This window comes from Microcoleus sp. ARI1-B5 (assembly GCF_036705795.1).
Lineage (GTDB): Bacteria > Cyanobacteriota > Cyanobacteriia > Cyanobacteriales > Microcoleaceae > Microcoleus.
This window is the reverse complement of the sequence record NZ_JAUBVK010000003.1, coordinates 398,999-416,861: the sequence shown is the minus strand read 5'-3', so window position 1 is coordinate 416,861 and position 17,863 is coordinate 398,999. Positions and strand designations below refer to the sequence as shown.

Below are 17,863 nucleotides of genomic sequence, written 5' to 3'. Positions count from 1 at the left end.
AGATTTCAGGTAAACTAGAATCATAGTTAATCAAACAGGCACAACCTCATATCCAACATGAAAACGGATCTTTCCCTCCCTGATTCACTCTATAACCAAGTATCCATCCTGGCAAATGAGATGCAGATTCCAGAAAAACAACTTTTAATTTTAGCAATTGAAGACTACTTGCGCCGCCATCATCAACAAGAACTCCTCAAAAGCATCAATGAAGCCTATGCAGATAAACTAGATCCGTCAGAGCAAGTTATGCTGGAGGGAATTCGTCAACATCACCGACATTTGGCAGAAGCAGAATGGTAATTTTTCGAGTAGTGCTGTCCCCGCTCGTGACAAATAATCGCTCTTCGGGGACAGCACTATTATATAATTCCAATGTAACTGTATTTAATATTACTCCCAAACATCTCCCTCAATATCCTCAAGCGGAAACTTTTTCCCAGTTTTCAATTCTTCTCTAGTTTGCTCGATAATTTCCAGTAACTCTGGATTCGCGATGGATGAAACTAACTGGGAATCCGCAGCAGCCAAAGCAGCGCGCAGCTTAGTCGAAGTGAGTGCGGGATATTTCTCTAACACCTGTTGTTCCGTCCATCCCGCCGCAAACAGCCCCAGCAAGAATTCTACAGACAATCGAGTTTCTGGCGCTACTGGTTGACTTGTGGAAGTTTTCGGCTTGAGATGAATGAGCTTTCGCCAGTCCATTGTTTTAGTTAAACGATTTGGGAAGACTTCGCCGATTATACTGCATTTGGGCACAGTATAAATACGGGGATAGTTGACTTACTCTGTAACAGTGCCACCGCAAGTCAGGCTATTTTAGATTTGAGATTTTAGATTGAAGAATTGCGAATCACTGATGACAACCAGGGTTGGGAGGTTGGCTTGATGTTGAAGAATTGGGAATCAGTTAAATTGTTATGACGATCGCACTGCGGCACTTTCTTGTAGACTAGACTGGTAGGATGCCGATCGGGGCGAGATCCCTTTTTCATTTTGTCAGTTTCAATACCAAATCGCATTAGCGAAGCCCGCCCTACGGGGGCTACGCCAACGAAGACGATCGCACGCTGATCTCAGCCCACTGTGCAACCCACAGTACAACTACTTTAACTTCTTAAAACTATGGGAAAAAAGTCGAAAGCCAAAAAATCCCAGGTCAAAACATCCACTTTGCTGTCCCAGCGACTCCAAGAAGCTCTCGATCGAGGCAGTAAAGTTTGGATTAAAACAAATAATAGCAGTTTCGGCGGCATCCCGATTAATTTGTTCGGGGAGTTTGCAGAACTTTTGGTAATAGTTCCCCCTAACGAACACGGGGAAAATACCGATGCTTACGGACAAGTTACGTGGTTGATTCGACTCTCTGATATTATTGCACTCGCCTATCCTACTGAATACTGGTCTAAAGATAGATTAGAAAGTTTGCTGCCACCTGATGCAGTTACTTCGGAAGTAGGAGATTAACTGGGTAAGGTGCGCAATGCGCACCCTACTTTTACTACTTGTACTCGGGTTTTTGCGGTGCTTGTGGCGCACCCTAATTTTACCGTGGTTTTCTCCGGTGCTTAGGGCGCACCCTACTTTACTTTTACTGTATTTTTTGCAGCTTTTAACAAATATAAAATAGTCTCTTTTGGGCTGAATAATTGATATCATCTCCGAAGAAAACTACCATAATAAGCTGGGTTTGTAGTGAGGACTTTAGTCCTCATAATCAGAAAACTCAAGTCCTCACTACAAACAGTTTTTATTGCGGGAATTAGCCCGAATAATATGACTATTTTCTCAGCTATTTGGCGAGCAAAAAGATACACCAATCAGACAAAAATTCATCATTCAATTACTTGTTGCAAGCTGAAAGCTGAATTTTACAGTTGCCTCCTTCGAGTTCACTGCAAGCAGCGAGAGCTTGAGCTTCTGCTGCTGATTTATCGTCGCCCCAGCCTGCACCTGCTCCTCCCTTGCCCACTGAGATCGCTCCACAATTATTAGTATTAGAGGTCAGCGGTGCGCAATCGTTAGCACCTCCGCTTTGTTGATTGCAAGCCGCTACTGCTGCGTCTAGTGCTTCTTTCTCTGTAGCATGATCCCAACTAATACCCGTGGCGTCAGAAGTCGGAGAATAAGCAGTAGCTCCATGAGTGTTCTGAGCTTGAGCCACCTGGGCAGAGCCAAAGATTGGAAGTGTCAAAGCTGTCACTACTACCAACTTAGAAAAGAGCTTTTGCAGCATATTTACTTGAGATCTCTACATGGTTAAATTCAGATTATCGCTCAATATTATATTGGGACATTTCTTGATGTCAAGAGTCTTTATAAAAGTTTATGATCGCTTACTTGAACAGCGGGTTATGTAAAAATAAGTAAGATTACGGAGGTTAATTCAGTGGCAGATATCCGCAAAATTCTCAGCCAACTCGCGGCCCAAGAAGGGCAGCTACTCAATACCCAATTTTTGGCTCCCTGCGTTCGGGGGGGAAGGGTGCGGACAAGGATAGGTGGCATGATTTATACTTTTCAAGCCTCACCCCGCAACTTTGAAGGATGGGGTGTTTTTGGGCCAGTTAACGATAAAATTGCTGCTGTGGTTGACGAACCCAGTTGGCCGCAAGTGGCAGAGTATTTGCAACTGCTCGTACCGATTCGCTTGCAACTGGCTCGCGTGCTGCAAGGGCAAACTTGGCTGGCTTATCCTGTTAACGAGTCTGATGCTAAACAGCGCACTGGTGTTGCTAAACCTGTACCAGTTCATTTAGTAACTGAAGGTTCGCAGTTCGAGCAGATCGTGGGGCGGTGGGACGGTAATTGTTTGTGGTTTGAAGAGATTGACAGGCGCGCCGATCCGCTGCTGTCGGAGGAGTTGAAAGCTGCTTTGAAAAAGTTGATTTTGCCTCAAGAGGTTCGCTTTAAAGGGATGACGCCCGAAATGCGAAGTGTTTACGAATTGGCGTGCCGAAACATTAAAGATTTCGATCCGAAAGTACGCGACGAACAGCGCTTGCAGCGGGCGTTGAAGATGGGCGGCGGCAAGTTGCGGGATTTTAGCGATCGCGCTGATTATTGGCTGGTTGAATGGACTAGCGGCAGCGGAGAACATCACAGTTCTGCGATCGCCAAAAATGACTTGACTGTGATGAGTGCTGGCATTTGTCTCAGCGGATTGGACAAAGATTTTGACTTGCAGTCATTAGTCGGAGTCGTCGAAAATCGATAAAAATCATCAATCCTGACTAATGACCAATGACAACTGTCAACTGTCAACTGTCAACTATCAACTGTCAACTATCAACTGTCAACTATCAACTGTCAACTGTCAACTGTCATGAGTATATTTTTTCACGAACAACTTTACAGAAGTGCCGCAGTGATGTCGCTGGTAAAAAATTTCCCGGTAACTGTGTGCGGCGCGGGCGCTTTGGGTGCGAATATTACGGAGAGTCTGGCGCGATCGGGCTTTTGTCAGTTAAAAGTCATCGATCGCGATCGCATCGAAGAGCGCAACCTTTCCACTCAACCCTATTATCGATCGGACATCGGCGCATTCAAAGCCAAAATTCTCGCCAACAACCTCTACCGCGCTTTGTCCGTCAGCATTGACGCCCACTCAAAAGAATTGACACCCGCCAATGCCGATCGGCTGCTTGCCAACAGCGCCGTTGCGATCGATACTTTTGATAACAGTGTCGGGCGGCAAGCAGTCAAAGATTACTGTGCCAGTGTCTCCATTCCGTGCTTGCACGTCGGATTAGCCGCTGATTACTCCGAAATAATTTGGAACCAACACTATCGGGTTCCTTCAGCGGCGAATGATGACATTTGCGATTACCCGCTGGCGAGAAACTTGGTAATGCTGACGGTTGCTGTTGCCTGCGAAGTCATTGTTACCTTTGCTGCTACCCAAGAGCAACAAAATTTAACTTGCACGATCGGAGATTTTGCAGTAAAGCCACTTATATTGTAAAATGTCGGTTGACTGTTGCCAGAAACCCGGTCGAGATTGGATACATCCATCCCAGAAACCCGGTTTCTCACTCTCAAACAATTGTCAGTCGATTTTAGATTTTAGATTTTAGATTTTAGATTGACTTGCAGCATTGAATCTGGGAGCTTGAACAAAAGTCTAAAATTTTGGGATCGTCCACGACTTTAGTCGGTGGCTTGTACCCGTTTCTTGCGGGTCAAACTTGCAGAAAACGCTTGAGAAAATTAACAGGGAAAGTATGGTTGGATCGCAGACTTTTTATTATTTACTAGCAGTTCTCGGCTTATTAGTTTTGACTGGCGCCAATGCAGCCACTTATTCTGGGGGCGGGGGCGGCGCAGTTTGCCCCACTAATGATTGCCACGAACCAGAAGTTAGATTCCACAAAAGGATTTTAAAACACGGATCGAGAGGGGAAGATGTGAGAAAACTGCAAAAATTGTTGAACGCGCGGGGTTTGTGTCCAGAACCGATCGCACTTGATGGCGTGTTCGGCCCGACAACCCTAGACGCAGTGAAAAGGTTTCAACGACAAGCCCACCTTCCTGTAGACGGAATTGTGGGAGGCCAAACTTGGGACAGACTGTTTGCTAGTTCGTAAATTTCAGCACCTGAAAACAGTAGTTCCTAATTCATCATTGCCAATCATTAATCGCTGCGGTTTGTAGTTGTGCAGAGAGGCTATTTTGTGCAACTACAAACACAAAATCTCCAATCAAGAATCAATCGGAGACTAGATTGCTAATGAATGAAGTTTTAGATTTTTGGTTTGGTCGATCGAACTCTCCTGAGTTTGGCAAAGTTCAAAAGAAGTGGTTTGAAAAAGATGCGGATTTTGACGGGGAAGTGCGATCGCGCTTTCTTTCACAATACGAACGAGCAGCCTCGGGTCAACTCGACTCCTGGCTAGATTCCCCGGAAAACTGCCTAGCATTAATTCTACTGCTCGATCAATTTGGGCGCAATATGTTTCGCGAAAATGCCCAAGCCTTCGCCACAGACAGCAAAGCCTTAGCCGCCGCCCAACACGCTGTTAAAAATCACTTCGATCGCGAATTGTTGACTGTACAAAAGTGGTTTATCTACCTGCCTTTTGAACACAGCGAAAACTTAGAACACCAGCAAAAATCTGTGGAATTATTTCGCCAACTCAGCGGCGAACCTGACAGCGATTCAGTCATTGATTTTGCAGTGCGGCATTTTAAAATAATCGAGCGTTTTGGCAGATTTCCCCACCGCAATCAAATTCTCGGACGCGAAACAACTCCAGAAGAAGCAGAGTTTTTGAGACAACCGGGTTCGGGATTTTAAAACGCGATCGCCAAATTTTTAGGTTATTTGCTATACAGACTTAAAAATACTATAGTTAAGAGGAATGCCCCACTGATTTTACAGCAAAAAGCACGGATTACAATTGTTATAAAAAATCGCGATTTTCTGCTAACATTTAAAATTTACAATCAAATCGGCCACTAAAATTATCAATATGTGTTTCAAACATCAAGAATATATAGATAAGCTTTCAACTCAATGCCCGCCACAGGACTATGAACCTAAAGAAATGCTGGCTTTTAGATTTGTATTTGAACCCAATGATGAACGATCTATTAATAACTTTAAACCAGTGCTGATAATAACTCCGCAGCGCAACCTACAACCCGAAACTGAAGCAACCAGATGTCAAGGTTATGCGCTATCATTATTTGATACCAGGGAAAATGCCGAAAAACGTTATTTAAAACTAACAAAAAAAGAAAAAAACTGCGCGATTCTCTGGGGACTCACATAGCAGCAGGAGCGCTCTGCAAGACAGATGGAGTTCTCTCCAAAATAGATGATAACGGTCACTTGAGCCTACATGAATTTGCTACTGCTGATTTAGCAGCCAAATTTGTAATAACATCTTGTTTATTGTAAGGTAGAAAAATATGGAACAATTAATAGGATTTAAACTAAGTAAATTTCCTCTAACTCTCAGAAGCATAGTCCATTTAGAGTATTTCGACGGCCCCCTGCTATCGCTTTTTGAGAATGAATACGGCGATAGCTATCTTTATTCTTGGTGCGATGTAGATAATTTGTACAATCGCTGGTTGGTTTTCAGAGTTGCACAACTAACTCTCAAGCTTTACATAGAGGGACAAGTTTCATTGCACCAGTTAATTGTAAATCCTGTTGACGGATTTCTATATTCATTAGATATAGACAATGCTTTACAGGTAAAAAACACTTATTTAATCCTGCCTGAAAATTTACCTGCCATCTACTTGCCCGAAACAGATTCCTATTACGAAATGTCTGATTTAAATCGCGAAACGGCGGAAGAAGATAAGTTATTAATTTTTCAAAAGCTTTCCGGGGAATCTCAACTTAGCAAGGTTTGAAGCTGACTAAAAAACCAGAGCCCCGACTTCTTGAAAAAGTCGGTATCTAATAGATCGCCCCATCGTCAGCCGCGATACTGCACGCGATAAATCCGGTTATTCGCTTCCTCAGTAAACAGCAAACTCCCGTCAGGTAAAACCAGCAAACCAACAGGCCGCCCCCAAGTTTTCGGGCCTGACGGATCTGTGAGAAAACCAGTCAGAAAATCCTCATAATAACCTTGAGGGCGTCCCGTCGCCGCATTAAAAGGTACAAACACAATTTTATAACCCGTTCCTGCATTGCGGTTCCAACTGCCGCGAAACGCCACAAACGCCCCGTTAAAAAATCTTTTTGGAAACGTTTTTCCGTCGTAAAACTGAAGTCCCAAAGCCGCCGAATGCGCCTGAAACAGCACGTCAGGCATTAATGTTTTAGCCGCTAAATCAGGTCGATCGCTATTTCCATTTTTGGCATGGCGCGGGTCGAGCAAATTTGGCTTAAAATAAGTATAAGGCCAGCCGTAAAACTCGCCTTGACGAATTCTTGTCAAGTAATCCGGCACCAAATCATCTCCCAAACCGTCGCGTTCGTTGACTGTAGTGTAGAGTTGATTAGTTTTCGGGTGAAAATCCAATCCCACCGGATTTCGCAAACCGGAAGCAAAAGTTTGCGGGTTTGTGCCGTCCAAATTCATCACTTGCACCGACGCCCTCGGCAAGGGTTCGGAATCGGCGTTAGACTGGGAACCAACTGATACAAAAAGTTGGCGGTTATTTGGAGCAGCGACAACGTTTCGCGTCCAGTGTTGGTTGTAGCCGCCGCCCGGTAAATCGGCAATTTTTTGACCAGTACCTGTTAATTGTTCCTGCCCTCTTGTGTAGGGAAATCGGCGGACTTCATCGGTATTTCCCAGGAAGAAATAGCGATCGGCAAAAGCCATACCAAAGGGAATATTTAACCCGTTTTGGGCGCTGGCAAAAGTCATGTTCACCTCAGCAACGCCGTCGCCGTTGGCATCCCGCAGCAGCCTAATCCGATTCTGCCGGGTTTCTGTTACCAAAACATCCCCTGTCGGCGTCAAAGCCAGCCATCGGGGAGCGTCTAAATTGTCAGCAAAAACGTTGACGACAAAGCCAGCAGGCACTCGCAGCACTGGCGATGCCGGAATCGGTACTACTTGAGGAGGTTTTGAGGCGCTTTGACTGGCGAAAGGCTGCGGCAAAGCCGTTGCAACAATCTTGATTGGCTGCGGCGAAAGCGGTTTGGTCGGTACAATTTGATTTGTGCGAACATTTGTCAGCGGTGCAACGGAGGGAAGTTGCGACAGCGGACTTGGTGCGGGCACAGGAGTCGCTGTAGCATCGGTAGCTCGATCGCACCCAACCAGCGGTAACAGCAGAATTAGCAGCAACAAACGCAGGTAATACATAGCAGCGATTTCTCAACAATTGCTTGACAATTATCTTATTCTAACTGCTCTGAAAAAGCGAAGCCACCGCGCGCGCGGTGGCTTAATTCCCTTTACAACGGTAACTCTACCAAAGTCCTCTCACAGGAGGAGCTGGACGCGGAGCTGGAATCGGACGGGGAGCCGGAATCGGAGCGGGAGCCGGACGGGGAACCGGACGGGGAGCTGGAGCCGGACGCGGTGGCGGTTCAGGGGCCGGACGCGGTGCTGGGGTTGCGGGACGAACAACCGTTGTAGAGACTACTTTATAATCGGGGATCACAACAATCTTTTCCACCTGATCTCCGGCTACGGTGGCTCTGACTTTCATTCCCGGTACGAGAGCCGTAATTCTCAGGACGCATCTTTGAATCCTGAGAGTCCTGTAGGGCCCACTTTCTGGGCTAATTGTTACTATGTCGCCGACAATATTTTTGACAAAACCGATAATGGTTTGAGTGTTTGCTGTCGTGGTGGTCTGCGTTTGAGCTATTTCAGTTGCAGGGTTAGCCATCGCAGGATGCACTGAGACCGCCGAAATTAGCACCGACAGGGTTGCACCTGTCAATAATTTTATGTTCTGAAGACGCATTGAAACCTCACATTAACTGCTATTCAGGGTCGGGTTTGCTTCCGCTGCGCGAAAATCCCAACCTCTAGACCTAATCCAGTTTAATCCCCGGAGTAGGAAATTTAGGACAATCTCAAAAAAGATTATCGAACAAGTGTTGAAAGACTAAATTTTACACCATAAGTTCCCGATTTACAACAAGTTCCGCGCTTGGCATCTCTAGAGTGTCGGCGTGATATATTTGAGTTTGTTCGATCGACCGCTGCCGTTTTTTTGTGTCCGCCTAACTGTTGGGGCACCGGCGGGAAAATCTGCCAAAAGACAGATTGTGCTTGCCGGATGCAGCAGCGCCACAGTTTCAATTCTCGATCGCCAGCCTGCCACAGCTAAAAAAATCAAATTCGTCGGAGGTAAAATTTAATCATTTTCTTGCAGGATTTACGCATCAACCGGATTTGTTCGCGAAAATCTCTGGCGGATCGCTACCGATCCCCCCTATAAAAACCAGTTTTTTTTTGGTATTAGTGCGTAATTTTTGTGTTGAATTATATCAAATACGGTCAATTACCCGTAATAAAAAGTGTTTGTTCGATCGTTCGGAGTGCGAGTCCGCATCAAATTTCAAGGACTTGCATTCCGAACGATCGAACCAATTTGGTAGTCGTTAGACAAGTTATAATTTGTGAAATTGAAACTAAAAACTGGGCAGCGCATTTACAGTCAAAAAGCCCTCTCAAAAATTTTAATATCGGGTGCAGTTTGCGGATAATTAGATAGGAACTTTGTAGGAACTGCTGGTGAGGAGTTTAGCGAACAAAATAATGGTGAACAGCAAATTTTTATTTAACAAGTTAATTGTGCTGAGTTTGAGTGCAGCCGCGCTGTCTGTTGCCTTACAGCAGCAAGCGACTGCCGAACCTGCAGCTAATTGGAGTAATAGTGCGATCGCCCAGCGCTCCAAATCCGAGGTAAAATTACCGGATCTCGGAGTCCCAGAATTGCCACCATTGGGCGAACCGTCTCGGTATATTCCCCAAGAACCAAAGGCGCCCGAAAATCCCATAGAGGAAGTGCGTTTAGTGCTGAAATTGCGAGAACGCCGGGTCTATGTTTACCGCAAAAACAAGGTGCAAGCCAGTTTCCCGGTGGCTGTCGGAAAAGACGGCTGGGAAACTCCCACCGGCAATTTTAAAGTCATGCAAATGATTAAAGATCCTGTTTGGGAACACCCTTGGACGGGAGAACTTGTACCCGCAGGGCCCGACAATCCGCTGGGAACCAGGTGGATCGGGTTTTGGACGGATGGTAAGAATGTCATCGGCTTTCACGGGACTCCTACTCCAGAGTCGATCGGGCGAGCTGCTTCTCACGGTTGTGTCAGAATGTTCGACAAAGATGCCCAAGCTTTATTTGAGAAAGTCGCAGTTGGCACGCCGGTGATAGTCGAGAAGTAATTAGGTTTGATCGTTCCAAATGCGAGTCCTCGGATTTTTAGAGGACTAAAGTCCGAACGATCAAACCTAGATCGTTCAAATAGATTGCTGGTATTTTTCCAACAATTCCGGGATATAATCGTAGCCATCAACACCGATCGCCGGAATGATACTCGCTCGACTTTTCGCCAAAGACTGTTTAAAAGCTTCCGCCCCCATTTGTCCCCGCAAAATTGTCAGCAAACCAGCCGATTGACGCCACTCCATCGCCCCAATTTGCTCCAAAGTATACATTCCCAAACTGCCAGCAAATATCGCTTGTTCTAGTTGATTCATGCTGTAATAAGCTTGAGCCAAATAAGCCAAATTCAGACCTTGCAAATACAAGTCGCCGGAAAATTGGGCAGCTTGCCAACCTTTGACCAAATACTCGATCGCTTCTGCCGGATTTTCCAGGGCAATTTTAGCAATGCCGAGACTGCTGGAACAAAAAGCTTGACTTTGCCTGTCGCCCAATTTTTCCGACAGCAACAAACCTTGTTCCAAATAGCCGATCGCACTTTCATAAACCTCCGGTTCCACCTCCTCCAACTGCCGCGCTTGAAACACCTCGCTGTAGCCCAAATTAGCCAGGGCATTTGCCTCACCTTGCCGCTCTCCCGCTTGTCTGGCCATAATCAAAGCCCGCTGGCTGTAATTAATCGCTTCCTGATAATTTTTTTGAGCAACATAATTGCGGCTGATGTGATTGAGATTGGCAACTTCGCAAGCTTTGTCTCCTTCCATGCGGGCAATTTCCAGAGATTGCTTGTGCAGCAAGATCGATCGATCGTAGGCCCCCGCCGCCTGCATCGAATAACCCAAAAGCGTCAGAATCCGAGCTTTCGCTTGAGTACCTTCAACGCGCCGCAGCGGTTCATCTAAATAATCCAAAGTATGCCGCAGAGCTTTACCATCAAACGAAGCAAAAATCCCGCCGTAAAGCGGAAAGTATTGCCGCTGAGAAAAAGCGCGCAAAATTTGCAAAGTTACTTGAAAACAAGCATTGGCCAACTGCTCGCCGCTCTTAGTAGAATTATTAAACCCACTAGCTAGCTGACTCCAAATTACCGAAAAAGTAATGTAAGTAGAAATCGAAGCTTTTGTGGACACTTTGGAATCATAAACTTGCTTGTCGAACCATGTTACCAATGCCCGCTGCAAGCACTGCAAAATAATTGCCACTTCCAGCAATGTACCTAATTCTACATTAGATTGCTTTGCTGCGAATTCAACTAGAGATTCGCCCCTGGCAATAGTATTCAAAAGAGCGTTAGCAAAGACACTATTAACCTTTTTCGCCCAAAAAGCCCAAGGCCCATTTTGTTCGGGACTGCCAGCGAATCCTAGCTGCTGCGGCTGATAAATCCAGCCGACGAGTTCCGGTTCTAACCGCTGCCAAGATTCTAAACCTTTGGCAATCCCGGCGGTAATTTGCTGCAAATCTCGCTCGGTTTCGGGATTGGAAGTTTGCAGCAGTTGTTGGTGCAGGGATTTTGCCAATTGCTGCAATTGAGCTAGAGTCAGCGGATGTTCTTTATTCGGGTCAATTACTTGCAATAATGCCAGGAGGCGGCCGTTAGATTCGGCGGTAAGGATTTGTTGGATTGAGGATGCAATTTCGCGATCGACGCGGTTATCTTTCTGCCAGCGTTCCCATTCTCCTTGGATAGTTTTTAGCGCTCTGAGGGTGCGATTTGCCTTGGCTTGTTTGATTTCGTCTTTTTCATTTCTGAGCAGGTTTTCGGTGGCATCGAGGCGTTCGCCGAAACAGCGTTCAAAGATTTCGCCGGTGCCGGTGCCAATGTCTTGCACCAACATTTGATAGACTTGTTCTTTAGAGCGAATTTGACCTTTGAGGGTGATTTCGACAATTTTATCGATCAGTGCTAGGTAGCGATCGCGCAATGAAGTAGATTCTGGCATAAGTTATTTTTAGTTAATAAGTTTTTATTGACACCGCAGACAGTATTTCAGGCTGCTACTTAATTTTACAGCTCGTCTGGATTAATGCCCATCTCTCGGAGGATCTCGGCCAATCGATTTGCTCGCTGTCTTTCCGATTCAGCCCGTTGACTTTCTAATTCAGCCCGCTGACTTTCCGATTCAGCGCGTTGACTTTCTAATTCAGCCCGTTGACTTTCTAATTCGGCTCGTTGTCTTTCAAATTCTTCGGGAGTCAGAACCCAATCGCCACTAGCATCGTACCAGCGCAGCCACAACCTCGAAAAACCTTGATAATTACCTTCCCACAAACCAATACCTAATTCTAATTCCGGTATCCAGAATCGCGAATCGGTTAAAACTTGTTCGCGGTAACGATTATCAATCACTTGAAATACTCTCAGTTGATTAGTGTAGCGACTGAAAACAAAGTAGTAAGGAATCTGCAAAATTTCTTCATAAACTCGCCACTTAGTAGGCGGTTTATTTCGTGCTTCTGGTGTGATTCCTAAATCCTCATCTTCAGTTCCCGGTGACAGCAGTTCCACTACTACTAGAGGACTAATATTTTCTTGCCACATGACGTAGCTGAGGCGCAATTCGTCACCTATATAAAATCTCGAAGCCCCCAAAACAACGAACCAATCAGGTCTTTTATACCAATTGAGATGGTTAGAATCGTAGTATAAATTGAGGTCTGTCGCTATAAAGATTTGTTCTAGCGGATGGTTGGCGGGGCGGCAGGTTATACGCAGCAGTTCGGGTTGATAGTCGTGGAATTCGTCAGGCAAACCAGGTTCCTCCGGGTCTTCACTGGGTAGATCGTACATCGTAGGGAGGACTTTTGTTTGGTAAGGCTGCGAATCCGGTACGTACATCGTCATAAGATTACCCGGGCGAGACGGCTTGAGGAGGTTGAGGCGGTACGGTAATTAAGACATTATAGCGCGCTGCGATTTCTTTGGGCAGAAAGTCAGTATCCTTTGCTCGGGTAATTTTATCGAGATAGCAATCTTTTAGTGCTAGCAGAAAACCTTTAATTGCTTTTGGTGAATTTTGCGAGTCGGCTGTCTTCAAGAAATCTTGCCATTTACTCTCATCTGTGCCGTTAATATCTAGCAAATACAGCGCAGCTAAATACTCGGCTAATCGAACTGGTTTCCTGACTTGCGATCGCCCTTTTGTTACGGCCTCGGTTTTACACTCGAACTCCTGCCTTCTCTTAGACTTGGCGACGGTACGCCGTTTTTGAAATAACAGCGAGCTCGATCGCCCTCCAATCCCGGACGCACGTAAGTAAAAGCCTGACATTGGTCATCAACCGCACAGATTTGTTTGCACAGATCCGGGTCTGGTTTGCTAACGTACATATTGTTATAATCAAAGCCGATTCTGTCAGTATCTACCTCTAAATTCCACCTAGTCAGCCGCCAGTATTCATGTCCTCCCCATCCTACCATCACCAGTATTCCCGCCGCCAACCAAGATTTTGAGGATTGAAAAAAGGTATTTGAAGTCAATTTGGCCAGGGGATGCGATCGCCCTTGGGGCTGATGTAATTGCAGCACTGGTTTCTGTCGTTGGCTGACGAGAGAGTTTAAATCTTGCAGGACTTCATCGGGCGATCGATAGCGTTTATTGAGAGGAAGTTCAATCATTTTATTCAAAATTCGAGCCAGTTCTTCGCTAACTGGATTGTCGATTAAATAATTGGGCCAAACAAACTTGCTTTCGCTAGCATCGTACAGATCGAAAGGCTCCATTCCCGTCAGCAAGTGGATGCAAGTAACGCCCAAACTGTAAATATCGCTAGCAAATACAGCTTTACCGATTGTTTGTTCGGGGGCGGCATAACCCGCACTGCCAATACTTGTCCCAGTTTCACCAAAAGCGGCGGCGGCGACATATTTTGCTGCACCAAAATCAACTAAAACTAGACCCCCCCTAACCCCCCCTTGCCAAGGGGGGGGACAAGAGTTGGAATTAGCCTCCCCTTGTAAAGGAGAATTGGAATTAGCTCCCCCTTGGTAAGGAGAATTGGAATTAGCTCCCCCTTGGTAAGGAGAATTGGAATTAGCCCCCCCTTGGTAAGGGGGGGTTGGGGGGGTGCGGCGGATAATATTGTCTGGCTTAATATCGCGGTGAATTACTTTGCCGCTGTGGATAAATTGCAGCACGGGCAATAAATCTTGCAGCAAAATCCGAATTTGATGTTCGCGAAACGGGCCAGTTTGAACTAACTCTTGAGCTAAGGTTTTGCCGTCGATAAATTCCTGTACAATATAAAGCCGATCGCCCGACTCGAAATGCGCTAAAAGTTCGGGAATTTGCGGGTGTTTTCCCAACTGTTCCAAGCGTACTGCTTCCTGGCGAAATAATTCGAGTGCTTTGGGAGCGTTATTGTGTTCTTGAGGGAAAAACTGTTTGATGACGCAGGGAGGATTTGAGGGTTTAAATTCATCTCGTGCTAGCAAAGCGATGCCAAAACCTTCTCTGGCTATAGACTTAGTGGGACGGTAGCGATCGCCCAAAAGCAAGCTGGTACCGCAACTCAAGCAAAATTTAGCACCTGCGGGATTGCTATCGGGTTTTTTACAGTTGGGGTTGAGACAGTAACTCATGGTTGGTGTGAGGAGAAAATTACGGCAGTGAATCTATTTTAAATGCTGCCACGGGCGATCGGGAAATCTCGAATTTAGGGCGATCGCATCTTCCACAACCAACCAAAAATTATTTACCACAAATAATTGGTTTAAAGCCCCAAGCTTCTTCGGGAGAAATTAAAATCAGACAATTCATTCCTCCAATCCTCTTCCTTCCTTTGTCAAGTGCTGTCAACTGTCAACTGTCAACTGTCAACTGTCAACTGAATGAAGTGTAACTTTTGCTGGGAATTTGGATATATGAATCGGGCATTTCATGCTGCTGGTGAATAGCAAAAAAACGGCGCTCAATTTCTTTGAGAACTGCTGCATCATAATAAATCGTACCGCAATCAAGACAAATCTCAACTGGCGTGTTAGGAACTAGCAAGTATTTACCTTTGTGACTGTAAAGGTAATTGATGCTACGTTCGTCATGGTGGTTACTACCGCAGGTATTGCATCGAATTTCCCGCATAAATTTATCCTCTTTATCCCGGATTTCTGATTCTCAATCGACATTTAGACAAGCTTGAATATCTTCTATTTGTTGTAGCCAGAAATAGCCTTCTAAAATGGTTTCAGTAGTATCGTCGGCTGCTAGCATTCCTAGAATATGCTCAACAGCCAGACGGCGACCTCGAATAATCGGTTTTCCGTTAAATATTTTGGGGTTTACTGTGATTCGTTCTAAAAGTTTTTGAGCGTCCATAATTTGAGGCATAATTAGATAATCGCCATTCTATCATATTTGATTGATGATTTCCCAACCACTTACCCTCTCAAAAAGCACTCCCGTCTTAGAAGCCCAAGGATTGACTCGCCGCTTCGGCGGTTTAGTGGCGGTAAACGACGTATCTTTTGCAGTTCAAAAACACGAGATTTTTGGATTGATCGGCCCTAACGGGGCTGGCAAGACGACTCTGTTTAATGTAATGACTGGACTGATACCTGCTTCTAGCGGCAATCTGATTTATCAAGACGAAAATATTTCCAAATTGCGGCCTTATCAAATTGCGAATAAAGGTATTGCGCGAACATTTCAAAATATTAGGTTGTTTGGGGAACTTTCAGCTTTAGAAAACGTGGCGATCGCCCGACACATCCACAGCCGATCGCAAAATCCGGTATTATCGCTACTATCGGGGATTTTCGGCTTACCAGAATCTAACGCAATGGAGCGCAAAACCCAGCGGAAAGCCCTGGAATTGTTGGATTTGGTCGGATTGGGCGATCGCGCGGGCTCCCAAGCCAAAAACCTGCCCTACGGCGACCAGAGGCGCTTAGAAATTGCCCGCGCCTTAGCCCTAGAACCGACAATCTTGCTGTTAGATGAACCAGCGGCGGGGATGAATCCGAATGAAAAGCACAAGTTAAGTGAATTTATCCGCGAAGTGCGCCAACAATTCAATTTAACTGTAATATTGATCGAGCATCACGTACCGCTAGTTATGGGATTGTGCGATCGAATTGCCGTCTTGCATTTTGGTCAGCTAATTGCCTTGGGCGAGCCTGCTGTTGTCAGGAACGATCCGGCTGTGATCGAGGCTTATTTGGGAGATGAAAATTAAATAAATTAAAATTAGATAAAATTCCTTCACATTGGCAACCATTTTCACCCATTCTGTAGGGGCGGGTAAACCTGCCAATAATTGCCTAAAATCCACGATATCATAAACCCGCCCCCGCCCAACCGAAAATCAGAATATACCTCAAATTAAAAGTTACAATAAATGCAACACAGCCCAATCCAAGCAAAAGAAAACATCCTCTTAGAACTAAAAAACCTTTGTGTAAATTACGGAGGAATTCAAGCTCTGCAAAATATCAATTTAACCGTGAAGGCGGGGGAAGTTGTCAGTCTCATCGGCGCTAACGGTGCGGGGAAAAGTACGACGCTGAGAGCGATTTCTAAAATAGTTAATTTGCGACAAGGACAAATTATCTACAGCGGGCGCGATATGACGCGCCGCCAAGCGCACGAAGCGGTAAAATTGGGAATCGCGCACAGTCCAGAAGGGCGAAGGGTTTTGGCGCAGCAAACGGTGTTGGCTAACTTGGAATTGGGGGCCTATATTCGATCGGACTCTGTGGCCGTAAAAGCCGATTTAGCCCGCCAATTCGAGATATTTCCGCGCCTAGCAGAAAGGCGCACCCAACTAGCAGGAACCCTCAGCGGCGGGGAACAGCAAATGCTGGCGATCGCCCGCGCGCTCATGAGCCGCCCGAAACTGCTATTATTAGACGAACCCAGTTTAGGCTTAGCACCCGCGATCGTCAAAGAAATTTTCGCGATCGTTCAAAACCTGCGCTCTACGGGCGTTACAATCTTGTTAGTCGAACAAAACGCTAATTTAGCACTCCAAATTGCCGATCGGGGTTACGTGCTAGAAGCTGGTAACATTACTCTCACAGGCCTGGCATCAGATTTGCTAAACGACGATCGAGTTAGGAGGGCATACTTAGGATGACTTGGTTAATTTTAGGAATCTTGACCGCTTTCTTTGAAGCCGTCAAAGACGTTCTTGGCAAACAAAACCTCCAAAAAAGTGACGAATATGTCGTCGCTTGGTCTTTCTCATTTTTTTCAGTCATCTTTTTGATTCCCTGGGTACTTTATACAGGAATTCCGCCATTAAACTCTCAATTTTGGCTCGCCCTATTAATCGGAGGTGGCATCAACGCTTTCACAGCCCTCCTCTACATCAAAGCCATCAAACTATCAGATTTATCCCTGACACTACCGATGGTAGCTTTGACACCCTTATTTATGTTGCTAACTTCACCGTTAATGGTCGGTGAATATCCCAAACTTTTTGATTATATTGGCATTTTACTAATCGTAGCAGGCTCTTATTTATTAAATATCAAAGAGAAATCTAAAGGATATTTAGCTCCATTCAAAGCACTGCTGAATGAAGCCGGGCCAAAATTGATGTTAATCGTCGCATTTCTCTGGAGTATTGCCTCAAATTGTGACAAAATAGGAGTTACAAATTCCTACCCTATTTTTTGGGTATTCTCTTTGTTTGGTACAATGAGTGTTTTGCTACTGCCAGTTTTATTGCACAAAACCCCAAATCCAGGGCGACAAATTCTCAAACAATTACCAATGCTAGCTGCTATGGGGTTTATCAATGCTACTGGAGTAATTTTTCAAATGCAAGCTTTGACATTAACTTCCGTAGTGCGAGTGACGGCCCTTAAGCGTACTAGCGTGTTAATGGGTGTATTGTTCGGTCATTTCATTTTTAAGGAAAAAGATATTCAAGAAAGATTATTAGGGGCCGGAATCATGATTTTGGGAGTTTTATTTATCAGTTTATCGGATGAGATTTCCGGGAATTTGACGCTCATTCTCCCCCGAATGTAGGGGCGGTGCCCCCGTGCGGGCCCTCTCTCGGTTGGGCGGGAATGTCCGGGTTGGCAAACACG

General features: G+C 45.5%; 24 protein-coding genes. 13 read left to right on the top strand and 11 right to left on the bottom strand.

Annotated elements, in window-relative coordinates:
* Positions 1-120: 120 nt before the first annotated feature.
* Positions 121-303: a hypothetical protein gene (locus QUB63_RS07015; protein ID WP_332944088.1), complete on the top strand. Its 183-nt coding sequence runs from the start codon at positions 121-123 to the stop codon at positions 301-303.
* A gap of 90 nt (positions 304-393) precedes the next feature.
* Here the strand turns inward: QUB63_RS07015 and QUB63_RS07010 are convergent, their stop codons facing one another.
* Positions 394-705 (bottom strand): DUF433 domain-containing protein, encoded by a 312-nt coding sequence (locus QUB63_RS07010; protein WP_332944087.1) that lies wholly within the window; start codon positions 703-705, stop codon positions 394-396.
* Between the two features lie 128 nt (positions 706-833).
* Complete coding sequence (locus QUB63_RS07005; RefSeq protein ID WP_332944086.1) at positions 834-995, bottom strand: hypothetical protein; 162 nt, start codon at positions 993-995, stop codon at positions 834-836.
* 130 nt (positions 996-1,125) lie between these two features.
* Between QUB63_RS07005 and QUB63_RS07000 the strand changes: the two genes are divergently transcribed.
* The gene (locus QUB63_RS07000; RefSeq protein ID WP_293257350.1) at positions 1,126-1,467 is read left to right on the top strand and encodes a hypothetical protein; all 342 of its coding nucleotides are present in this window, start codon (positions 1,126-1,128) and stop codon (positions 1,465-1,467) included.
* A 376-nt stretch (positions 1,468-1,843) separates the two neighbouring features.
* On the opposite strand, the gene QUB63_RS06995 is transcribed toward QUB63_RS07000, so the two are convergent.
* Positions 1,844-2,236: a DUF4189 domain-containing protein gene (locus tag QUB63_RS06995; protein WP_332944084.1), complete on the bottom strand. Its 393-nt coding sequence runs from the start codon at positions 2,234-2,236 to the stop codon at positions 1,844-1,846.
* A gap of 153 nt (positions 2,237-2,389) precedes the next feature.
* On the opposite strand from QUB63_RS06995, the gene QUB63_RS06990 reads away from it, so the two are divergent.
* The 6 genes from QUB63_RS06990 to QUB63_RS06965 all read left to right on the top strand — a co-directional run bounded on the left by QUB63_RS06990 (position 2,390) and on the right by QUB63_RS06965 (position 6,369).
* Positions 2,390-3,217 (top strand): hypothetical protein, encoded by an 828-nt coding sequence (locus QUB63_RS06990; RefSeq protein ID WP_332944082.1) that lies wholly within the window; start codon positions 2,390-2,392, stop codon positions 3,215-3,217.
* A gap of 108 nt (positions 3,218-3,325) precedes the next feature.
* Positions 3,326-3,964: a HesA/MoeB/ThiF family protein gene (locus QUB63_RS06985; RefSeq protein WP_332944080.1), complete on the top strand. Its 639-nt coding sequence runs from the start codon at positions 3,326-3,328 to the stop codon at positions 3,962-3,964.
* A 259-nt stretch (positions 3,965-4,223) separates the two neighbouring features.
* Positions 4,224-4,586 (top strand): peptidoglycan-binding domain-containing protein, encoded by a 363-nt coding sequence (locus tag QUB63_RS06980; protein WP_332944079.1) that lies wholly within the window; start codon positions 4,224-4,226, stop codon positions 4,584-4,586.
* Positions 4,587-4,729: 143 nt separating this feature from the next.
* Positions 4,730-5,296 carry a DUF924 family protein gene (locus QUB63_RS06975; RefSeq protein ID WP_332944078.1) on the top strand — a complete coding sequence of 189 codons (567 nt, stop codon included), beginning with the start codon at positions 4,730-4,732 and terminating at the stop codon, positions 5,294-5,296.
* Positions 5,297-5,471: 175 nt separating this feature from the next.
* Positions 5,472-5,774 carry a hypothetical protein gene (locus tag QUB63_RS06970; RefSeq protein ID WP_332944077.1) on the top strand — a complete coding sequence of 101 codons (303 nt, stop codon included), beginning with the start codon at positions 5,472-5,474 and terminating at the stop codon, positions 5,772-5,774.
* A gap of 139 nt (positions 5,775-5,913) precedes the next feature.
* Positions 5,914-6,369: a DUF6575 domain-containing protein gene (locus QUB63_RS06965; protein WP_332944075.1), complete on the top strand. Its 456-nt coding sequence runs from the start codon at positions 5,914-5,916 to the stop codon at positions 6,367-6,369.
* Positions 6,370-6,434: 65 nt separating this feature from the next.
* Here the strand turns inward: QUB63_RS06965 and QUB63_RS06960 are convergent, their stop codons facing one another.
* The gene (locus QUB63_RS06960) at positions 6,435-7,781 is read right to left on the bottom strand and encodes a PQQ-dependent sugar dehydrogenase (protein ID WP_332944074.1); all 1,347 of its coding nucleotides are present in this window, start codon (positions 7,779-7,781) and stop codon (positions 6,435-6,437) included.
* Between the two features lie 106 nt (positions 7,782-7,887).
* Positions 7,888-8,391 (bottom strand): autotransporter, encoded by a 504-nt coding sequence (locus QUB63_RS06955; protein WP_332944073.1) that lies wholly within the window; start codon positions 8,389-8,391, stop codon positions 7,888-7,890.
* Between the two features lie 211 nt (positions 8,392-8,602).
* Here QUB63_RS06955 and QUB63_RS06950 point away from each other — a divergent pair, with 211 nt between their 5' ends.
* Both QUB63_RS06950 and QUB63_RS06945 read left to right on the top strand, forming a co-directional pair.
* Positions 8,603-8,791, top strand: coding sequence for a hypothetical protein (locus QUB63_RS06950; protein ID WP_332944072.1), 189 nt, complete (start codon positions 8,603-8,605; stop codon positions 8,789-8,791).
* 400 nt (positions 8,792-9,191) lie between these two features.
* A complete protein-coding gene (locus QUB63_RS06945) occupies positions 9,192-9,824 on the top strand; it encodes a L,D-transpeptidase (RefSeq protein ID WP_332944071.1) in 633 nt (210 codons plus the stop codon).
* 75 nt (positions 9,825-9,899) lie between these two features.
* On the opposite strand, the gene QUB63_RS06940 is transcribed toward QUB63_RS06945, so the two are convergent.
* The 6 genes from QUB63_RS06940 to QUB63_RS06915 all read right to left on the bottom strand — a co-directional run bounded on the left by QUB63_RS06940 (position 9,900) and on the right by QUB63_RS06915 (position 15,152).
* On the bottom strand, positions 9,900-11,768 hold the full coding sequence (locus QUB63_RS06940) for a tetratricopeptide repeat protein (RefSeq protein WP_332944070.1): 1,869 nt from the start codon (positions 11,766-11,768) through the stop codon (positions 9,900-9,902).
* Positions 11,769-11,833: 65 nt separating this feature from the next.
* Positions 11,834-12,670, bottom strand: coding sequence for a Uma2 family endonuclease (locus QUB63_RS06935; RefSeq protein WP_332944069.1), 837 nt, complete (start codon positions 12,668-12,670; stop codon positions 11,834-11,836).
* A gap of 4 nt (positions 12,671-12,674) precedes the next feature.
* Positions 12,675-12,908, bottom strand: coding sequence for a hypothetical protein (locus QUB63_RS06930; RefSeq protein ID WP_332944067.1), 234 nt, complete (start codon positions 12,906-12,908; stop codon positions 12,675-12,677).
* A 62-nt stretch (positions 12,909-12,970) separates the two neighbouring features.
* Positions 12,971-14,407 carry a protein kinase domain-containing protein gene (locus tag QUB63_RS06925; RefSeq protein ID WP_332944066.1) on the bottom strand — a complete coding sequence of 479 codons (1,437 nt, stop codon included), beginning with the start codon at positions 14,405-14,407 and terminating at the stop codon, positions 12,971-12,973.
* 241 nt (positions 14,408-14,648) lie between these two features.
* The gene (locus QUB63_RS06920; RefSeq protein ID WP_332944065.1) at positions 14,649-14,906 is read right to left on the bottom strand and encodes a type II toxin-antitoxin system MqsA family antitoxin; all 258 of its coding nucleotides are present in this window, start codon (positions 14,904-14,906) and stop codon (positions 14,649-14,651) included.
* Between the two features lie 33 nt (positions 14,907-14,939).
* The gene (locus tag QUB63_RS06915; RefSeq protein WP_332944063.1) at positions 14,940-15,152 is read right to left on the bottom strand and encodes a DUF433 domain-containing protein; all 213 of its coding nucleotides are present in this window, start codon (positions 15,150-15,152) and stop codon (positions 14,940-14,942) included.
* Between the two features lie 34 nt (positions 15,153-15,186).
* On the opposite strand from QUB63_RS06915, the gene QUB63_RS06910 reads away from it, so the two are divergent.
* The 3 genes from QUB63_RS06910 to QUB63_RS06900 all read left to right on the top strand — a co-directional run bounded on the left by QUB63_RS06910 (position 15,187) and on the right by QUB63_RS06900 (position 17,801).
* Entirely contained in the window at positions 15,187-15,999 is an 813-nt protein-coding gene (locus QUB63_RS06910; RefSeq protein WP_332944062.1) for an ABC transporter ATP-binding protein, read from the top strand.
* 162 nt (positions 16,000-16,161) lie between these two features.
* Positions 16,162-16,899 carry an ABC transporter ATP-binding protein gene (locus QUB63_RS06905; protein WP_332944060.1) on the top strand — a complete coding sequence of 246 codons (738 nt, stop codon included), beginning with the start codon at positions 16,162-16,164 and terminating at the stop codon, positions 16,897-16,899.
* Positions 16,896-17,801 carry an EamA family transporter gene (locus QUB63_RS06900; RefSeq protein ID WP_332944059.1) on the top strand — a complete coding sequence of 302 codons (906 nt, stop codon included), beginning with the start codon at positions 16,896-16,898 and terminating at the stop codon, positions 17,799-17,801. The genes QUB63_RS06905 and QUB63_RS06900 overlap by 4 nt, the downstream gene beginning before the upstream one ends.
* Positions 17,802-17,863: the final 62 nt, after the last annotated feature.